Origin of the sequence: Micromonospora sp. NBRC 101691 (genome assembly GCF_030269285.1) — a bacterium.
Lineage (GTDB): Bacteria > Actinomycetota > Actinomycetes > Mycobacteriales > Micromonosporaceae > Micromonospora > Micromonospora echinospora.
The window spans coordinates 527,650-545,474 of record NZ_BSTB01000002.1 but is presented as its reverse complement, the minus strand read 5'-3'; the positions used below and the strand labels follow the sequence as shown (position 1 = coordinate 545,474).

Sequence of the window (17,825 nt, the reverse complement as noted above, 5' to 3'; positions counted from 1 at the left end):
TCTGCGCCTTCGCCGGGCCTGGCGAGTCTACGGTAGTGACCTGATGACACTGGCTAGACTCCCCTACGTCGGGTCTCGGCCGGCCAGGCCCCGGTCGGCCCGTCCACGCTGGCGGTCCGGTGCCCGACCCGGCATCCGGTCGGCGCCTCCCCCATCAACCTGGAGTACAGCCTCGTGAAGGTCGTTAGCATCGTCGGCGCCCGACCCCAGCTGGTGAAACTGGCCCCGATCGCCGGCGCCTTCGCCGGAACCGGACACCAGCACGTGATCGTGCACACCGGCCAGCACTACGACGCCGACCTCTCCGACGTCTTCTTCACCGGGCTGGGCATCCCGGCCCCCGACGTGCACCTGGGCATCGGCTCGGGCAGTCACGGGGCACAGACCGGGCAGGCCCTCGCCGCGCTCGACCCGGTGCTGGCGGCCGAGCGCCCCGACTGGGTGCTGGTCTACGGCGACACCAACTCGACACTCGCCGGCGCCCTGTCGGCCGTGAAGCAGCACCTCCGGGTGGCGCACCTGGAGGCCGGCCTCCGTTCCTACAACCGGCGGATGCCCGAGGAGCACAACCGGGTCCTCACCGACCACGCCGCCGACCTGCTCCTCGCGCCGACCGAGGAGGCCATGCGGCACCTGGCCGGTGAAGGGCTGGCCGACCGGTCGGTGCTGGTCGGCGATGTCATGGTCGACGTCTGCCGGACCGTACGGGACACGGTGCTCGCCGGCGGGCAGCCGCCGCCGGACCTTCCCGAGGAGATCGACCGGGCCGAACCGTACCTGGTCGCCACCCTGCACCGGGCGGAGAACACCGACGACCCCGACCGGCTGGCCGCCCTGGTCGACGCGCTGGCCGGGCTCCCCCTCCCGGTGGCCCTGCTCGCCCATCCACGGCTGCGGGCCCGTGCCGAGGAGCACGGCGTCAAGCTGGACCGGGGCGCGCTGCGGGTGGGGCGGCCACTGCCGTACGCGGGAATGGTGGCGGCGGTGCTCGGCTCGGCGGGGGTGGTGACCGACTCGGGTGGCCTGCAGAAGGAGGCCTACCTGCTCGCCCGGCCGTGCACCACGGTGCGGGCGCAGACCGAGTGGCCCGAGACCCTCGACGGCGACTGGAACCGGCTCGTGCCCGACCCGCACGACCTCGGTGCCGCCAACTGGGCGGCCATCGCCACCCGGAGCGCGCCGACCGCGTCACGTGGCGAGCCGTACGGCGACGGACGCGCCGCGCAACGGGTGGTCCGCGTCCTGGCCGACGCTCTCGCCTGACCTGTCGGGGCACCGACACCGCAGTTCCCCCTCACCCTGCCGAAGAGGTCAGCAACAGGATGCAGAAACGACTCCCCCTCTCCCTCGCCCGCCTCGGGCGGGGCGGTCGTGGCCGGCCCCGCCGGGGCGCCCGTCCGCACGTGATCTACCTGGCCATCGGCTTCCCACCGGCGGCGAAGAGTTCGGCCTACCGGATGCGGGAGACCGCCAACCAGTTCGCCGCCCGGGGCTGGGACGTCACCGTCATCACCCTCGCCGACGAGTCCTGGGAACGCGAGTACGGTCTCGACCGGACCCTCTCCGCCGGGGTCGATCCGCGGATCCGGATCGTCGGACTGCCCCTGGCCCGGACCGACCTGGAGACCGACATCCGGGCCTTCTCCGAGGCGCGGTCGCTGCGGCCCCAGCAGTGGATCGACGAGCAGCGCAGGCAGGAGCTGAAGGTCTTCCCGGAGCCGGTCTTCGGCGGCTGGCGTCCGGAGCTGGAGAAGGCGGTGCTGCGGGTGCACCAGGAACACGCCGCCGACCTGCTGATGACCACCTGCGCCCCCTACGTCAACCTCGCCGCGACCTGGCGGTTGTGGCAGGAACACCGGGTGCCGTACGTGGTGGACTTCCGGGACGGCTGGTCCGTGGACGTGATCGGCGGCGGGGCCGCGTTCGCGCCGGACTCCCCGGCCGGCCGTTGGGAGCAGCGGGTGCTGGCCGAGGCGCGGGCGGTCTGGTGTGTCAACGAGCCGATCGCCCAGTTCTACCGGGAACGCCATCCGGCGGTGGCCGACCGGGTCCGGGTGGTGCGCAACGGTTACGACGAGGACTGCGTGCCGGCCACGGCGCACCGGCCGGATCCGGAGGCGGGGCTCACCTTCGGCTACCTTGGCTCGATCAACTTCGCGCCGGCGCTGCTGGACTCGGTGCTCACCGCCTGGCGGATGGCCCGGCGGGAGGAGCCGCTGCTCGCCCGGAGCCGGTTCGAGGTGCGGGGCCACATCGGCGCGGGTGCGCTGCGGGAGGCGAACGCCCACATGGAGCTGCTGCGGGCCGCCGCGGCCGACGACGTGGTCTTCGGCGGGCCGGTGCCGAAGGCCGAGGTCGCGGCCACCTACGGCCGGTGGGACGCGCTGGTGCTGATGCTGGTCGGCGGCCGGTTCGTCACCTCCGGGAAGGTGTACGAGTACGCGGCGAGCGGGCTGCCCGTGCTCTCCGCGCACGAGGTGGACCACGACGCGAGCACGGTGCTCGCCGGCCACCCGCTCTGGACCGGGGCGGTGGGACTGGCCCCGCGTCGGCTCGCGGCCTCGTTCACGGAGGCCGCCCGGTTGGCAGTCAAGGCCACCGACGCGGACCGGGCCGAGGCCCGGGCGAACGCCCGACGGTACGCCCGGGGCGCGCAGCTCGCCCCGGCCGTCGCCGAGGCGATCGAGACGACCGTCGGCACGGCGACCACGGCCGGACCGAACGACAACTCCAGCACCGAGGGCGGGCAGGCATGATCAACGTGCTCATCGTGGTCGGTGACCGGCCGCAGCAGGAAGCGGTACTCGTCGAGGCGTTGCACCGCTTCCACGGGTGGGGTGCCACCGTCGGCGTGGTCGGCGACTTCCCGGCGGACGCGCTCCGGGTCGACCCCGGGATCGCCGAGGTGCGTCCGCTGGCCACCGATGCGCAGGACCCCCGGCTGCGCCGGGCGCTGGCCCGGACCCCGCAACCGTCCCGGGCCCTCTGGCTACGCGCCTGGCGCGACCCCTGGGTGCGCCGCCGGGTGCGGCAGGCCGACGTCCTCGTCGCGGTGGACGGCACGGCGGTGCACACGGTGTGGGAGATGGCCCAGCGGCAGCCCCGGGCGGACGCCTGCCACGGCCTCGGCGCGGCGAGCAAGGTGGTGCGTGCGCGGCACGAGGGCACGTACCGTCCCGCCTCCCGGGCCGCCTGGAGCGGGGTGTCGGCCCGGGCCGGCATCCTGACCCGGAGTGCCCGTCGGGCGGCGGTGACCGGCGTGAAGGAGTCCCTGGAGGCGACCATGGCCCCGGCGGTGCTGCGCAGCCGGGCCGGCGGGCACCTCTGGCGCTCGGTGGTCGGCGCTCCCGCGCTGCCCGAGCGGGTGCGCGGCGCGCTCGCCTACCGGGTGCACGTACGCTCGGTGCAGGCCGGCCGGCCGGGCCTGGCGGTGGCCGCGTCCACCGCGGCCGCGGCACGGATGGACCGTCGCAACCGGGCGTCGTTGCTGACCCGTGAGGCGAACGGTGAGCTGGACCTGGGCCGGGTGCCGGTCTGCCTGACCGAGGCGGTCACCGCCGAACTGGCGGTCGCCGACGACTTCCTGGCCCGGAAGAACACCCGCAAGTCCGCCCAGTCGCTCTACCGCGCGATGCGCCTGCTGTTCCACCGCGTCATCCACTTCGACCAGCTCACGTCGCCGCTGGCCGACCGGCCGGCGGAGTTCCTGGCACCGTTGCGGGCCAGCGCGGCCGCACAGCGGGTGACCGCGCCCCGGGGCCGGGTCACCCCCGCCGCCGCGCCACCGGCGGACCGGCCGCTGCGGCTGCTGATCATGACGAACGGCAGCGCGCACTTCCTCACCGAGATCCGGCAGCGGTACGCCGACCTGCCCGGGGTGGAGCTGCGCTACCTGCACCTGGCCGACGACCCGGTGGCGGCCCCGCTGACCCGCAACGCCGGCGGCATCGTCGAGCACCTCCTGGCCGGCCAGAGCGAGTACGGCAACCGGGTCGAGGAGTGGCTGCGACCGCACCTGGACTGGGCGGACACGCTCTTCGTGGACTGGTGCGTGGCCGCCGCGGCGATCACGACCTGCGTCGATCCCGGGGACACCCGGGTGGTGATGCGGCTGCACAGCTTCGAGACGTTCAGCTTCTGGCCGCACCTGATCGACTTCTCCCGGGTCGACGAGCTGGTCTTCGTCTCCGACCACCTGCGCGAGTTGACCTGCGAGGTGGTCCCGACGTTGACCGGGGAGCAGGCGCCCCGGCTCCGGGTCGTCCCGAACGCGATGGGCCTGTCCGGTTACCGGCGTCCGAAGGACCCCGAGGCGCGGTTCACGCTGGGCCTGGTCGGCGTCAGCGCGGTCGCCAAGGATCCCCGGTGGGCCATCGAGGTGCTGCGGCGGCTCCGCGTCGAGGACGAACGGTACCGGTTGCTCCTGGTCGGCGGCGGGCTCGACGCCCAGGCCAGCGAATCGGTCCGCCAGTACCAGAAGGCGCTCACGGCCGATCTGGCGGAGCTGGAACCCACCGGCGCGGTGACCCGGGTCGGCCAGACCGACGACGTTCCCGGGATGCTGACCAGGATCGGGGTCATCCTGAGCACCTCGGTCCGGGAGAGTTTCCACTGCGCGCTGGTCGAGGGGGCCGCCAGCGGCGCCGTCCCGGTGGTCCGGGACTGGCCCTTCTTCGCCCGTCGCGCCACCGGGGCCAGGACGCTCTTCCCGGCCGAGTGGGTCGTCGGCACCCCGGAGGAGGCGGCGGCCCGGATCCGGGCCGCCACGGCCGACGAGGAGACCTGGCGGGCGGCGGGGGCGGCGGCGGCCACCCACGCGACGGAGACCTGGGACTGGCCGGTCGTCCAGCACGGCTTCGACGAGGTCTTCCTGCCGCACCCCCGCTGAACTAGACGACGGGGCCGGTCCACCTCCGTGCGGAGGTGGACCGGCCCCGTCGTCGGCAGGAACCTGCCGGGCCGCGCGGCGGCGACGTGGGACGGCAGCCGCCGAAGCGGCCGCCCCGGTCAGCCGGAGACGGCGGCGACGGCGGCGCGGTCGCCCGGAGAGACGGAGAGGTCGGGGCGGAGCCGCCGGTAGACGCCCTCCAACACCTCGGCCTGCGCCTCCCAGGTCCAGCTCTCCAACAGTCCCGGCCGGTCGTACGCGGCGCGGTACCGGCCCGGGTCGGCGAGCACCGCCCGGACCGCGCGCACGTAGTCGGCGACGTCCTCGGCGCGGAACACCTCGCCCTGGCCGGTCTCCCGCACGGTCTCCGCCATGGTGCGTACGTCGCTGACCACGATCGGCAACCGGGCGTGCGAGTACTCCAGGAACTTGGTGATCAGGGCGAGCTCGTGGTTGGGCTTGTGGTGGATCGGGATGACCCCGGCGTCCGCGCTGGCCAGGAACGCCGCGACCTGCCAGTGCGGCACGTACGGCAGCAGGTGCACCCGGTCGGCGACGCCGGCGGCGGCCGCGCGGGCCCGCAGCGCCTCGGAGGCCGCGTTGTTGGCGGTCGGGTGCAACGTCACCAGCGCGACGTGCACGTCGGTCAGGTGTGCCAGGGCGTCGATCATCAGGTCGACGCCACGGGACGGGTTCACCCCACCGCAGTAGACGAGCAGCGGGGTCGTCGGCCCGACGCCGCACCGCGCGCGGACGTCCAGCGAGCCGTCGGCCGGGTCGACCACCGGTCGGGGCGGGGCGTTGAGCACCACCTCCGGGCGTACCGGCAGTCGGTGCGTGCGCTGGAGCAGCTCGGCCAGGGTCGCGGAGACCGTGACGACCGCGTCGGCCGCGCCGACGTACTCCTCGACGTGGGCGATCTGGGCGGGGAGCCAACGGGGGTTGTCCGCCCGGCCGAGCACGCCCGCGACGAACTCGTGGGCGTCCCAGACCAGCCGGGTGTTCCGCCCACGGGCCCGGGCCCGGCGGGTGGCGCGTACGCCGACCCCGATCATCCGGAAGTCGTTGGCGTGGATGATGTCCGGCCGCAACTCGTCGATGACCGGACCGAAGGCGAGCTCGTAGTCCCACAGTCCACGGTCCAGCCGGCGCCAGCTACGCGGCCCGAGGAGCCGCTGCCAGAACCGGATGGAGGCCCGGGTGAGGAGGGCGTCCGGATTCTGCTGGTGCTTGTGCAGCCGGCGCAGTTCGCCGGCCCGGAACCTCGTCCACAGCCCGAGCGCCCGCGCGGTGAGCTGGGCGGGCGTCAGCAGCAGCCCGCCGACCCGCTGGCTCAGGGACCCGCCACGGCGGACGGCCGCCGCCGTCCGCCGCTCGGCGATGTCGGCCTGCCAGGCCTTCATCCGCTGCACCCGGTAGCCGGCGTGCCGCCCCGGCGGGTACGCGAGCGGACGGCGCAGCGACCGGTGGAACTGGGTCGGATGCTGGCCCAGTGGACGGGGCACCCGGACCAGGCGCACCGTGGCGTCCCCGATCGACCAGGTGTCGGGCCCGCCGGTGGCGCCGAGGATGCCGAGCAGGACCACGTCCCAGCCGGCGGCCGCGGCCGAACGGGCCGTCTTCTGGACCCGCGAGTCGCCGTGCACCCCGTTGTCCACCAGCATGACGATCCGCCCCCGGGTGGCCCGGGGAGAGGTGTTGCCAGGATCCATGACTGTTCTCTCCAGTCGGGGGAACGCCGGTCAGGACGGAACTGCGGCCTGCCGGGGGCTGCCGGTCCCGGTCGGCACGTCGGTGACGTTGACGGTGACGCCCGCAGCGGCCGATTCGAGCAGCGCGGCCGCGACCTGGACGGTGCGCAGGCCCTGCCGGAGGGTGACGATGTCGCTCTCCTTCCCCTCGACCGCGTCCCGGAAGCGCTCGTGCTCGACCAGCAGCGGCTCGCGCTTCGGGATGGCGTACCGGACCATGTCGCCGGTGGCGACGCCCCGGAAGGTACGCAGCGCCTCCCACTCCATGTCGATGGCGGCGTTGGCGTAGAAGGTCAGGTCGGCGGTGAGCGTGTCGGCGATGAAACAGCCCCGGTCACCGGTGATCACCGTGGACCGTTCCTTGAGCGGGCTGAGCCAGTTGACCAGGTGGTTGACCATCGTGCCGTCCTGGAGCTGCCCGATCGCCGAGACCATGTCCTCGTGCAGCCGGCCGCTCCGGGAGACCGTCCGGGCCGAGACCGAGGTGTACTCCTGACCGGTCACCCAACTGGTCAGGTCGATGTCGTGGGTGGCCAGGTCCATCACCACGCCGACGTCGGCGATCCGGTGCGGGAACGGCCCCTGCCGCCGGGTGACCACCTGGAACACCTCGCCCAGCTCGCCGGCCTCCAGCCGGACGCGGAGGTTCTGCAGGGCCGGGTTGTACCGCTCGATGTGGCCGACGCCGGCGACCAGGCCGGCCGACTCGAACGCCTCGACCAGGCGCAGCGCGGCCGCCTCCGACTGGGCCAGCGGCTTCTCGATCAGCGCGCAGACGCCGTGCGCGGCGAGCTCCAGACCGATGCCCTCGTGCAGGGCGGTGGGGCAGGCGACCACGGCGTAGTCGACCTTGAGGGCGAGAAGCTCCTCCAGGGTGGGGAGCACCGGGGCGCGCAGCTGCCCGGTCGGGTCGCCGGCCGGGTCGACGATGCCGACCAGCTCCACGCCGTCCAGGGTGGAGAGTACGCGGGCGTGGTTACGCCCCATCGCGCCCAGCCCGATCAGCCCGGCGCGGAGCTGCTTACCGGCGCCCATCAGAGACCACCGGCCAGGTTCGCGCCCTCGGCGATGCGCTCCAGGTCGCCCTCGGAGAGCGACGGGTGCACCGGCAGGGAGAGCACCTCGGCGGCGGCCCGCTCGGTCTCCGGCAGGTCCCACGGTCCGGGGGTGCCGTCCTCGGAGAGGTAGGGCGTGAGCCGGTGGATCGGGGTCGGGTAGTAGACGGCGTTGCCGATGCCCAGCTCGGTGAGGCGACGCTGGGCGGCGTCCCGGTCACCGGTCACCCGCACCGTGTACTGGTGGTAGACGTGCCGGGCGTCGTCGGCGACCGGCGGTACGACCATGCCGGTGATCCGGGAGTCGAGGAACTTGGCGTTGGCGCGACGCTGTTCGGTCCACTCCGCCAACTGGCCCAGCTGCACCCGGCCGATGGCGGCGGCGACGTCGGTCATCCGCATGTTCGCCCCGACGATCTCGTTGGCGTACCGCTGCTCCATGCCCTGGTTCCGCAGCAGCCGCAGGGTGCGCGCGAGCTGCGGGTCACCGGTGGTGATCATGCCGCCTTCGAGGCTGTGCATGTTCTTGGTCGGGTAGAAGCTGAAGCAACCGGCGGTGCCGAAGGAGCCGACCGGCCGGCCGGCCAGGGCGGCGCCGTGCGCCTGCGCGGCGTCCTCGACGACGGCGAGCTGGTGCCGCTCGGCGATCTCCATGATCCGGTCCATGGCCGCCGGGTGACCGTAGAGGTGCACCGGCATGATGCCGACGGTGCGCGGTCCGATCGCGGCTTCCACGGCGGCCGGGTCCACGCAGAAGCTGCCCGGCTCGATGTCGACGAAGACCGGCTCGGCGCCGACCAGGCGGACCGCGTTGGCGCTGGCCGCGAAGGAGAAGGACGGCACGATGACCTGGTCGCCGGGGCCGAAGCCGAGCGCCATCAGGGTGAGCTGCAGAGCCGACGTCCCGGAGTTGACGGCGACACAGTGCCGCCCGGCGACGAGGTCGGCGAACTCCTGCTCGAAGGCGGCCACCTCGGGGCCCTGGACCACCATGCCGCTGCGCAACACCCGCACAGCCGCCTCGATCTCGGCCTCACCGATCACCGGTCGGGCTGGGGGGATGAACTCTGCACTGGGCCCAGACATGGGCTTCCTCCTGTCGGTTGGAGCTCGTCCGGCCGCGATGCTAGCCGGTATGGATACGGGTGGTTCGTGCGGTATCGAGATCACACTCGTCCGTTTGGTCGTTTACGCCTTCGTAACGAGGTCGACGCCCCGTTCATCCGATACCGGCGCGCCGCACGCCACCCGGAGGGCGCTCTCCACCGCGGCGGCCAGCCGGGGCAGCTCCGCGGGGTGGAACGGGGCCCGCGCGACGGCCAACCGCCAGTAGAGTGGGCCCACGATCAGATCGACCGCCGTCTCGGCGGCGGCCGTGGCGGGCAACTCGCCGCGTTCCACCGCCCGGCCGATGAGCACGTCGCTCATCGCCTGCTGGTTGACGCGGAGCACGCCCTGGAGCGTCTGCGCGATCTGCGGGTTCCGGGCCGCCTCGGCGAGCAGATCGGGGATGATTTGGGAGGCGAGCTTGTGTCGCAACGCTCGTGACATGATCAGGAAGAGCGCTTCGAGGTCGCTGCGGAGACCTCCGGTGTCGGGCAGGAGGAGGCGCTGCCCGGCGACCGCCGCGACGATCTCCAGAACCAGGTCGAGCTTGGAGTTCCACCGACGGTAGACCGCGGCCTTGCTCACGCCCGCCCGACGGGCGACCGCCTCGATCGACATCCGGCTGTAGCCCACCGCGGCGAGCTCGTGCATGACGGCCCCACGGATCGCGGTGGTTATCTCGTCACGGAGCACCGCCGCGCCCGCGGGAGCACGCCTCTTCTCGGTGGTCACGTGGAACAATGTAGCGCAACGACGGGACGGTTGCGTCGCGACGTGGTTTGCACTACCTTCCTCGCCAGCGAGGAGGCTGGCGGCGCACGACGGGCGCCCCTACTCCGCAGTCGCGCGCATCCCGTAACAGTTGGAAGATCGGAGCGCCTACTCATGGCCAACACGGCGGTGGCCGATCCGGATTCAGGACTGACGCAGGCGCAGCTCGCCGCGCGTTACGGCCTGAGCGTCGCCGGAGCGAGGCCCACCCTGCCGGCGTACACCCGGCAGTTGTGGTCCTACCGGCACTTCATCACGGCCTACGCGAACGCCAAGCTGGTGGCGTCGTTCAGCACCGCTCGGCTGGGCCGAATCTGGCAGGTGCTGACGCCGCTGACAAACGCGGCCGTCTACTACCTGATCTTCGGTGTCATCCTCGGCACCGAGAAGGGCGTCGACAACTTCATCGCCTACCTCTGCGTGGGCCTCTTCGTGTACAACTTCACCTCCTCCGCGGTCTCCGGCGGGGTGCAGGCGGTCAGCGGCAACCTGGGGCTGATCCGGGCCCTGCACTTCCCCCGCGCCTGCCTCCCGCTCGCGGTCACCCTGACCCAGCTCCAGCATCTGATCTCGGCGATGGTGGTGCTGGTCGGGATCGTCCTGGTCACCGGGGAACCGGTGACCCTGGAATGGCTGCTGGTGGTGCCCGCGGTGCTGCTCCAGTCGCTCTTCAACGCCGGGCTGGCGCTGGGCATGGCCCGACTCGGGGCCAAGATCACTGACCTCAAGCAGCTCGTGCCGTTCATCCTGCGCACCTGGATGTACGGGTCGGGCGTGCTCTACAGCGTGGACGTCTTCACCGAGAACGTCGACAACTCGGCGCTGGTCGCCGTGATCCACGCGAACCCCCTGCTGATCTACATCGAGCTGGTCCGGCACGCGCTGATGGAGAACGCTCCGCTCACCTCCTCGGCGCCTCAGCTGTGGCTGCTCGCCACCGCCTGGACCATCGTGATGGCCGTCGGCGGTTACCTCTACTTCTGGCGCGGCGAACAGGAGTACGGCCGTGGCTGACACCAGCACCGCACCCGTCTCGGCGGCGGTCACCGCCGACGGCGCCCGAATCCCCACCGTGGTCGTCGACGACGTGCACGTGGTCTACCGGGTCCACGGCGCCGGCGCCGCCGGCAGCCACAGTCCGGTCGCCGCCTTCAAGCGGCTGGTCTCCCGGACCCAGGCACCCACCGTGCGCGAGGTGCACGCGGTCAAGGGGGTCACCTTCACCGCGTACCGGGGCGAGGCGGTGGGCCTGATCGGCAGCAACGGCTCCGGCAAGTCCACCCTGCTGAGGACCATCGCCGGACTGCTCCCGGTCAACAAGGGCGCCGTCTACACGCAGGGCCAGCCCTCGCTCCTCGGGGTCAACGCGGCGCTGCTCAACGACCTCTCCGGCGAGCGCAACGTGACCCTCGGCTGCCTGGCGATGGGAATGCCACCGGAGGAGGTGCGCCGCCGCACCCCCGAGATCATCGAGTTCTCCGGGATCAACGAGCGCGGCGACTTCGCCTCGTTGCCGATGCGCACCTACTCCTCCGGCATGTCGGCCCGCCTGCGCTTCGCGATCTCGTCGGCGAAGAACCACGACGTCCTCCTCATCGACGAGGCGCTCGCGACCGGTGACCGGCGGTTCCGGCGGCGCAGCGAGCAGCGGGTCCGGGAGCTGCGCGCAGGCGCCGGGACGGTCTTCCTGGTCAGCCACCAGATCGGCACCATCCGGGAGACCTGTGAACGGACGATCTGGCTGGAGTCGGGCGTGATCCGCGCCGACGGCCCGACCGCCGACGTGGTCGCGGAGTACGAGGCACACATGGGCGGTAAGTGACCGGAGGCGGACTATCCGTCACCCAGCGGGGTCGTCCGCTGTCGGCTTCGGTCCGGCCGGGCGCTATGGTCTTTACGACCGTGCGCCCGGCCGTCAACCGTGCGGTACCCGGCCGTTCACCCGCACCGGCCCCGCGGCTTCCGACGCCCTATGACTTCCCGTGCCCCTAGTGAGGATTCGGCAATGACGCAGGACCACCCCAACGGAGCCGGCACCGGTACGGAGGCCCCGGCCCCGTGGCGCCCCTCGCGGACCGTGGCGGTGGTGCTGGCCGGCGGGACGGGCTCCCGGGTCGGCCTGGGCATCCCGAAGCAACTCGTCAAGATCGCCGGTAAGCCGATCATCGAACACACCGTCGCGGTCTTCGAGGCGGCTCCCGAGATCGACGACATCCTCGTGCTGATGGCTCCCGGCTACGTCGACGACGCCCGCGCCATCGTCGAAGCGGCCGGCTTCCGCAAGGTCCGCCAGGTCCTCCCCGGCGGTGGGACGCGCAGCGACACCACCCGGCTGGCGCTGGAGGCCATCGGCCCGGACGACTGCAACATCCTCTTCCACGACGCGGTCCGTCCCCTGCTCAGCGGGCGGATCGTCCGGGAGTGCGTGAACGCGCTCTGGACCTACCAGGCGGTGGACGTGGCGATCCCCTCGGCGGACACCATCGTCGAGGTGGGCGAGGACGAGTGCATCACCGGTATCCCGGTGCGGTCCCGGCTGCGGCGCGGGCAGACCCCGCAGGCGTTCCGCTCCGGCACCATCCGCGAGGCGTACCGGCGGGCGGCCGACGACCCGAACTTCGCCGCCACCGACGACTGCGGCGTGGTGCTGCGTTACCTGCCCGAGGTGCCGATCAGGGTGATCGACGGCTCGGACGAGAACATCAAGGTCACCCACCCGGTCGACGTGCACCTGGTGGACAAGCTCTTCCAGCTCGCCGCCGCGCGGGCTCCCCGTCCGGTGGACGAGCACCGGTACACCGAGGAGCTGACCGGCCGGACGCTGGTGGTCTTCGGCGGCAGCTACGGCATCGGTCACGAGCTGGCCGAACTGGCCCGCCGCTACGGCGCGCAGGTCTTCCCGGTCAGCCGCTCCACCACCGGCACCCACGTCGAGCGGGACGCCGACGTGCAGGCGGCGTTGCGGACCGCGTTCGAGGCCACCGGCCGGATCGACCACGTGGTGGTGACCGCCGGGATCCTGGAGAAGGGCGCCCTGGCCGAGATGGACGAGGCGACCATGGACCGCCTCCTCCAGGTCAACTTCGTCGGGCCGGTGACCGTCGCCCGGCACGCGCTGCCGTACCTGCGCCAGACCAAGGGGCAGCTGCTGCTCTACACCTCCAGCTCGTACACCCGGGGCCGGGCCCGGTACGCGCTCTACTCGGCGACCAAGGCTGCGCTGGTCAACCTCACCCAGGCCCTCGCCGACGAGTGGGCCGAGTTCGACGTCCGGGTCAACTGCGTCAACCCGGAACGCACCGCCACCCCGATGCGCACCCGCGCGTTCGGCGCGGAACCGGAACACACCCTGCTCGCCGCCACGACGGTGGCCCGGGCCTCGCTGGACGTGCTGTTGTCCGACCTCACCGGCCAGGTGATCGACGTCCGCCGCTCGGCCGACGATCCGGTGGTGCCGGCCCAGGCCGGACCGGCCCCCACTGCCGGACCCGCACCCTCCGCCGGACCGGCATCGTCGGCCGCGCCGTCGGCCCGCTGAATTCGCGCCCCCACACCCCACGCGACAGGCAGGAGAGTCAGCGAAATGCGTGGCACCCTGGTCCGGAAACTACTCGCCCGGTGCCTCACCGTGGGCCTGGCGGTGCTGGCCTTCCTCCTGGTCGCGCTCACCGGGGCGACCCTGCCCGGACTGGTGCTCGCGGTCGCCGCGCTGGCCGCCGGAGTGTGGGAGCGCCGGGTCCGTCCGGGCGCGGACGTGGTGGCCGAGTCCGTCCTGGTCGCCGCCGGCGTCCTGGTCGGGTACGCCCGCCGTCTCGACACCGGCTTCGACCCCGCCCTGGTGGCGACCGCGTTGGTGCTGCTCGCGCTCGTGCTGCTCGACGGCCCGCTGCGGGACGCCGGGGGGCTGGAGATCCGCACCGCCAACCTGCCGGTACGGCCCGGACTGACCACCACCCACGTCGGCACGGCGATCCCGGTGCTGCTCGGCGCGGTCGCGCTCGGCGCGCTGCTCGCCCTGCCGAGCTGGTACGCCCTGGTGGTCAGCCTGCTCGTCGGCGGACTGGCCGGGGTGGTCGGCCTGCGCCTGGCCCGACGGCGGTTCCGCCCGTCGACCGCGGCCAGCCCGGTGGCCCGCGCGCTGGCCCGGCACCAGCCGGAGTTCCTGCTCTACTTCTCCGCCCCGCCCGGCTCGGAGTACCAGGTCACCATGTGGCTGCCGTACCTGGAGCGGATCGGGCGGCCGTTCCTGGTGCTGCTGCGCGAGCCGGAGTTCCTGGCCCCGATCGCGGCGGCCACCCGCGCGCCGGTGGTGTACTGCCCCACGCTGAAGGCGATCGACGAGGCGCTGGTGCCCAGCCTGCGGGTGGCGTTCTACGTCAACCACGGGGCGAAGAACGCCCACTGCATCCGGTTCACCCAGCTCACCCACATCCAGATCCACCACGGCGACAGCGACAAGGCGCCGAGCGCCAACCCGGTCTCGGCGATCTTCGACCGGAACTTCGTGGCCGGGCAGGCGGCGATCGACCGGTACGCCCGCGCCGGGGTGCACATTCCGGCGGAGAAGTTCGTCGTCGTCGGCCGCCCCCAGGTGGAGGCGATCGGGGTACGCCGTCCGCCGGTGCCGATGCCGGCCCAGCCGACCGTGCTCTACACCCCCACCTGGACCGGGCACCACGCGGACGCGAACTACTGCTCGCTGCCGGTGGCCGAGGCGGTGGTGGGGCGGCTGCTGGCCCGGGGCGCGACGGTGATCCTGCGGGCCCACCCGTACACCGCGCAGAACCCGGAGTCGGCGCGGCAGCTCGCCCGGGTGGAGGAGTTGCTCGCGGCGGACCGTGCCCGCACCGGCCGGCAGCACGTCTGGGGCACCGACGCCAGCCGGGCGATGAGTCTCGTCGACTGCGTCAACCGCTCCGACGCGCTGATCTCGGACGTCTCCGGGGTGATCTCCGACTACCTCTACTCCGGCAAGCCGTACGTGGTGACGGACATGGGCGCGGACGGCGACGCGTTCACCGAGCGCTTCCCGCTGGCCCGCTCCGGCTACGTGCTGCGCCGGGACCTGGCCGACGTCGACACCGTGCTGGAGCAGCTGCTCGGCACCGACCCGCTGGCCGAGGCGCGCTGGGCGATGCGCACCCACTACCTGGGTGATTTCCCGGTCGAGTCGTACGCCGAGGGTTTCCTGTCGGCGGCCCGGGCGCACCTCGCGCCGGCTGCCGTTCCGGCCACCCGCCCCGGCCAGGCGGACCAGCCGGTCAGCGCGTAGCTGCGGTGGTAGCAGGGGTCCCCTGTTACTCAAAAAGGAGTAACAGGGGACCCCTGCTACCAACCACCCCAACCGGCGCGGCGGTTGCTCCCGCGCGAGGGCTCAGGCGGAGTAGCCCCGGGTGGCGGCCCAGTGCGCCAGGCCGATGGTGGTCATCCAGTACGAGCCCGCGGCGGCGTTCGCCGGGTCCGCGATCTTGACGGTCCGGCCGTCGTCCCGGTAGCCGACCACGGTCAGGTAGTGCCCGCCGGGGTAGGAGTGCCAGCCACCGGCGACGTCGGTGGCGGATCCGGCGATGTTGACGACGACGGCGTACCCGTTGCCGACGGCCCGCACCACGTCGGCCTGGAGCCGGTCCATCTGGGCCGGGGTGGCCGCGTTACCGGGGATCGTCCTGGTCCGGTAGACGTCCCGGCCGACCAGGTCGTTGAGGACCCGGGTGGTGTCCTCGGCGGAGTTGGTGCCGGCCTGGGTGGTGTTGAGCCGCTGGGCGAGGTCGTCCTGGCTGCGGACGACGTCCCGGGCGGTCAGCGCGATCCGGGTGGCGGCCGGGCCGCAGTAGTAGAAGGTGGTCTGCTCCTGGTACTGGATGTCGAGCACCTTCGACGCGGGCGGCTTCGGCGGGGTGGGGCTGGCCGTCAGGTCCGGGTTCGACGAGCCGGTGGCGGTGGGCGACGCGGACGGCTTGGCCGGCGGGGTGGTGGCGACGGCCGACGGGCTGGCCGGGGACGCGGTGGCACGGTCGTGCTGCCGGGACGCGGCGGTCGACCGGTCCGGCTCGGCCGCCGTGGCGACGGTGTCCTCGCGGTGCGTCGGCGTGCCGGGGTCGACGAGCAGGACGCCGGCGGTGGACGCCGCCACCAGCACCGCCGCCGAGGCGGCGACCTGGTACGACCGGCGGACGGGGAAAAGATTGAACGGTCGCGGGACCGGGTACTTCACGGATTCCTCCACGGAAGACAGGGGTGGAGAGCGGCGCACCCGGTCGACGCACGGTGGACCGTGCGTGGGGTCGACGTCGGTGTGGGGTGCCCGCCCGGACGGCGTCCGAGGGTGGACGACGGGGTCAGTGCCGGCGGCGCGGACGGACGGCCGGCGGCACCGGGGCACCGTGGAGGAGCCGGGTAACGGGGGCGAACGGCACGAGGTACTCCTTCCGATACCGCCTACCGGGTTAGCTGACGGATTCGGGCGGGAAGATCGCCCTACCACGGGTCGGCCCCGCGGATTCACCCCGGACGTACGTGGGTCCCCGGCTCGTTGCGCACGATTAGGCGGGCCGGCGCGGTGTCGCCCTTTGCGACCTACGACCGCACCAGACGGGCCGACACTACTGACGCCGCAATCCACTGCCAACCCCCGCGAGCTGGGCAAACAGCACAGCACACCCGGAAGTCGGGTACGTTCGTGCCGCTGACGTCGCTCAATGGGACGACCGGTTTTCCGAGTACCGTCGGGCGATTTCCGGACGGCATCGGCACAACCACCTCGGCGCAGTCGACGCGGAACGGGACGACCGGGGTCGAAGGTGCGGGGAGAACGGCCGTGGTCCGGGTCACGTCACGATCCGGTCACGCTCGCGGCGGGGGTGCGCATCCCGTGCGCCCCGGCGGTCATCCCACCCGCGCCGGCCGCCACCGGGAGGCGAGGCGAATCGCACCGGGCAGCCGCCGGGTCGCGACGACGGTCCGGGTGCTCGCCCGGAGACGTTCCGCCGCGAGGGACGCCTCCGCCGCCAGGGACCGGGCTGCCGTCGCCGCGACCTCCGCCTGCCGCCAGGCCACCCGTTCCCGCTCGGCCGCCGTCCGGTACTCCACCCGCCGCAGGTCACGGACCACCCGGTGCAGAATCGCCTCCTGCACGACGGGGTGCAGCCGCGGATCCCACCCGTTACGGCGGGCGAACACGTCGCTGAGCTGCCGCACCGACAGGTCGCCCCGCCAGTAGGCGGCCATCGCGGCCCGGTGCAGGAAGCGTTCCCGGGCGACGTACTCGGCCGGGGTGCGGGGGGTCCGGGGGGCGGGCAGGGCGGTGGCCCCGGCGAAGCGACGGGCGGTGGTCTCCGCCTCGTCGTACGCCCGCCAGGCCTGCTCGACCCGTTCCTGCGCGGTGAGCCACCGCTCCCGGCGACGGCGGGCGGTCTGGGCGGCACCGGCCGCCGCGACCGCCACCTCCTCGGCGTACCGGCGCAGGTCCGCCGGGTCGGGGGCGGCGGGGTCGGAGGTGGCGGCCGGCGGGGAGAGCGTCGCCTCCCGCTCGGGGCGGGCCACCAGGACGGTGAGCACGGTCAGGGCGAGCACGAGCAGGGCGGACCAGATGGCGGCCGCCCGGGGCACGTCGACCAGGAACTCGTAGAGAACGACGTCCACGTCGGCACCTCACGGGACACGGGAGCGGGTGGGGCCGCACGCCTCGGACGCCGGATCCGCTGGCGGTGGAGCCACCGGGACCGCCGTCGGCGGGTGCGGGGTGAGGTTCGTCGGATCAGCTTCGCCCCGAGGGCGGGACACCCGGGGTGGACGGATCAGCGATGTGGTGGGGCCCGGGAACCGCTCACGCCGGCGTCGGTCGCGGCCATCGGCCGGACCGGCCGGTGTCCGGTCGGCGCCGACCCGGCCGGCGGGGCATCGGTCGCGGCGACCGGACCGGTGGCGACGAGCGGCGTCTCGTGGCGGGTGTCCGGGCCGGCGGCGCGGACCGTGGTGCTGTCGGCGACCGGGCCGGAGAGCGGGGACGAAACCAACACGCCGTGGGCGAGCGGGGACGTGCCCGGCACGCTGTGGGCGACCTGCTCCGTGGCGACGGGTGCGCCCCGGTCGACGGGGAACCACTCGGCCGGGGCGGGCGGACTCCCGGTGGAGAGGCCCCCGGCGAGGCCGCCGCTCAGCGCGAGGGCGACCGCCACGGCGAGGCTGGTGAACACCCGCAACGCCCGGCGCACCGACCACCAACGGGGGCAGCCGAGCACGACGGGAGGCACG

14 protein-coding genes and 1 riboswitch are annotated in these 17,825 nt (G+C 73.2%); of the genes, 7 read left to right on the top strand and 7 right to left on the bottom strand.

What is annotated here, in order from left to right; all coding sequences use genetic code 11:
- The first annotated feature begins 174 nt into the window (after positions 1–174).
- From wecB to QSK20_RS06485, 3 genes are read left to right on the top strand one after another with little or no spacing between them, the layout of a single operon-like run.
- Positions 175–1,263: a non-hydrolyzing UDP-N-acetylglucosamine 2-epimerase gene (wecB, locus tag QSK20_RS06495; protein WP_285787625.1), complete on the top strand. Its 1,089-nt coding sequence runs from the start codon at positions 175–177 to the stop codon at positions 1,261–1,263.
- Positions 1,264–1,322: 59 nt separating this feature from the next.
- Complete coding sequence (locus tag QSK20_RS06490; protein WP_285787624.1) at positions 1,323–2,756, top strand: glycosyltransferase; 1,434 nt, start codon at positions 1,323–1,325, stop codon at positions 2,754–2,756.
- Positions 2,753–4,888 (top strand): glycosyltransferase, encoded by a 2,136-nt coding sequence (locus QSK20_RS06485; protein ID WP_285787623.1) that lies wholly within the window; start codon positions 2,753–2,755, stop codon positions 4,886–4,888. The genes QSK20_RS06490 and QSK20_RS06485 overlap by 4 nt, the downstream gene beginning before the upstream one ends.
- 119 nt (positions 4,889–5,007) lie before the next feature.
- On the opposite strand, the gene QSK20_RS06480 is transcribed toward QSK20_RS06485, so the two are convergent.
- The 4 genes from QSK20_RS06480 to QSK20_RS06465 all read right to left on the bottom strand — a co-directional run bounded on the left by QSK20_RS06480 (position 5,008) and on the right by QSK20_RS06465 (position 9,494).
- Positions 5,008–6,600 (bottom strand): glycosyltransferase family 4 protein, encoded by a 1,593-nt coding sequence (locus QSK20_RS06480; RefSeq protein WP_285787622.1) that lies wholly within the window; start codon positions 6,598–6,600, stop codon positions 5,008–5,010.
- A 30-nt stretch (positions 6,601–6,630) separates the two neighbouring features.
- Positions 6,631–7,674, bottom strand: coding sequence for a Gfo/Idh/MocA family protein (locus tag QSK20_RS06475; protein ID WP_285787621.1), 1,044 nt, complete (start codon positions 7,672–7,674; stop codon positions 6,631–6,633).
- The gene (locus QSK20_RS06470; protein WP_285787620.1) at positions 7,674–8,780 is read right to left on the bottom strand and encodes a DegT/DnrJ/EryC1/StrS family aminotransferase; all 1,107 of its coding nucleotides are present in this window, start codon (positions 8,778–8,780) and stop codon (positions 7,674–7,676) included. The genes QSK20_RS06475 and QSK20_RS06470 overlap by 1 nt, the downstream gene beginning before the upstream one ends.
- Before the next feature lie 102 nt (positions 8,781–8,882).
- On the bottom strand, positions 8,883–9,494 hold the full coding sequence (locus QSK20_RS06465; RefSeq protein ID WP_285787681.1) for a TetR/AcrR family transcriptional regulator: 612 nt from the start codon (positions 9,492–9,494) through the stop codon (positions 8,883–8,885).
- Positions 9,495–9,686: 192 nt separating this feature from the next.
- Between QSK20_RS06465 and QSK20_RS06460 the strand changes: the two genes are divergently transcribed.
- The 4 genes from QSK20_RS06460 (at position 9,687) to QSK20_RS06445 (ending at position 14,844) form a co-directional block, all read left to right on the top strand.
- Positions 9,687–10,586 (top strand): ABC transporter permease, encoded by a 900-nt coding sequence (locus tag QSK20_RS06460; RefSeq protein WP_285787619.1) that lies wholly within the window; start codon positions 9,687–9,689, stop codon positions 10,584–10,586.
- Complete coding sequence (locus tag QSK20_RS06455; protein ID WP_285787618.1) at positions 10,579–11,394, top strand: ABC transporter ATP-binding protein; 816 nt, start codon at positions 10,579–10,581, stop codon at positions 11,392–11,394. The genes QSK20_RS06460 and QSK20_RS06455 overlap by 8 nt, the downstream gene beginning before the upstream one ends.
- A 183-nt stretch (positions 11,395–11,577) precedes the next feature.
- Positions 11,578–13,110 carry a bifunctional cytidylyltransferase/SDR family oxidoreductase gene (locus QSK20_RS06450; RefSeq protein WP_285787617.1) on the top strand — a complete coding sequence of 511 codons (1,533 nt, stop codon included), beginning with the start codon at positions 11,578–11,580 and terminating at the stop codon, positions 13,108–13,110.
- A gap of 45 nt (positions 13,111–13,155) precedes the next feature.
- A complete protein-coding gene (locus QSK20_RS06445; protein ID WP_285787616.1) occupies positions 13,156–14,844 on the top strand; it encodes a CDP-glycerol glycerophosphotransferase family protein in 1,689 nt (562 codons plus the stop codon).
- 102 nt (positions 14,845–14,946) lie between these two features.
- On the opposite strand, the gene QSK20_RS06440 is transcribed toward QSK20_RS06445, so the two are convergent.
- The 3 genes from QSK20_RS06440 to QSK20_RS06430 form a co-directional block, all read right to left on the bottom strand.
- On the bottom strand, positions 14,947–15,798 hold the full coding sequence (locus QSK20_RS06440) for a C39 family peptidase (RefSeq protein WP_502888852.1): 852 nt from the start codon (positions 15,796–15,798) through the stop codon (positions 14,947–14,949).
- Between the two features lie 194 nt (positions 15,799–15,992).
- A riboswitch (cyclic di-AMP (ydaO/yuaA leader) is annotated at positions 15,993–16,131 on the bottom strand.
- A 326-nt stretch (positions 16,132–16,457) separates the two neighbouring features.
- The gene (locus QSK20_RS06435) at positions 16,458–17,213 is read right to left on the bottom strand and encodes a hypothetical protein (protein ID WP_285787614.1); all 756 of its coding nucleotides are present in this window, start codon (positions 17,211–17,213) and stop codon (positions 16,458–16,460) included.
- A 155-nt stretch (positions 17,214–17,368) separates the two neighbouring features.
- A complete protein-coding gene (locus QSK20_RS06430; RefSeq protein ID WP_285787613.1) occupies positions 17,369–17,824 on the bottom strand; it encodes a hypothetical protein in 456 nt (151 codons plus the stop codon).
- Position 17,825: the final 1 nt, after the last annotated feature.

Coding starts and splice junctions, on each gene's coding strand:
- QSK20_RS06475 (WP_285787621.1), bottom strand. CDS start 7,674: ATGGGCGCCGGTAAGCAGCTCCGCGCCGGGCTGATCGGGCTGGGCGCG.
- QSK20_RS06480 (WP_285787622.1), bottom strand. CDS start 6,600: ATGGATCCTGGCAACACCTCTCCCCGGGCCACCCGGGGGCGGATCGTC.
- QSK20_RS06460 (WP_285787619.1), top strand. CDS start 9,687: ATGGCCAACACGGCGGTGGCCGATCCGGATTCAGGACTGACGCAGGCG.
- QSK20_RS06470 (WP_285787620.1), bottom strand. CDS start 8,780: ATGTCTGGGCCCAGTGCAGAGTTCATCCCCCCAGCCCGACCGGTGATC.
- QSK20_RS06490 (WP_285787624.1), top strand. CDS start 1,323: ATGCAGAAACGACTCCCCCTCTCCCTCGCCCGCCTCGGGCGGGGCGGT.
- QSK20_RS06445 (WP_285787616.1), top strand. CDS start 13,156: ATGCGTGGCACCCTGGTCCGGAAACTACTCGCCCGGTGCCTCACCGTG.
- QSK20_RS06450 (WP_285787617.1), top strand. CDS start 11,578: ATGACGCAGGACCACCCCAACGGAGCCGGCACCGGTACGGAGGCCCCG.
- QSK20_RS06485 (WP_285787623.1), top strand. CDS start 2,753: ATGATCAACGTGCTCATCGTGGTCGGTGACCGGCCGCAGCAGGAAGCG.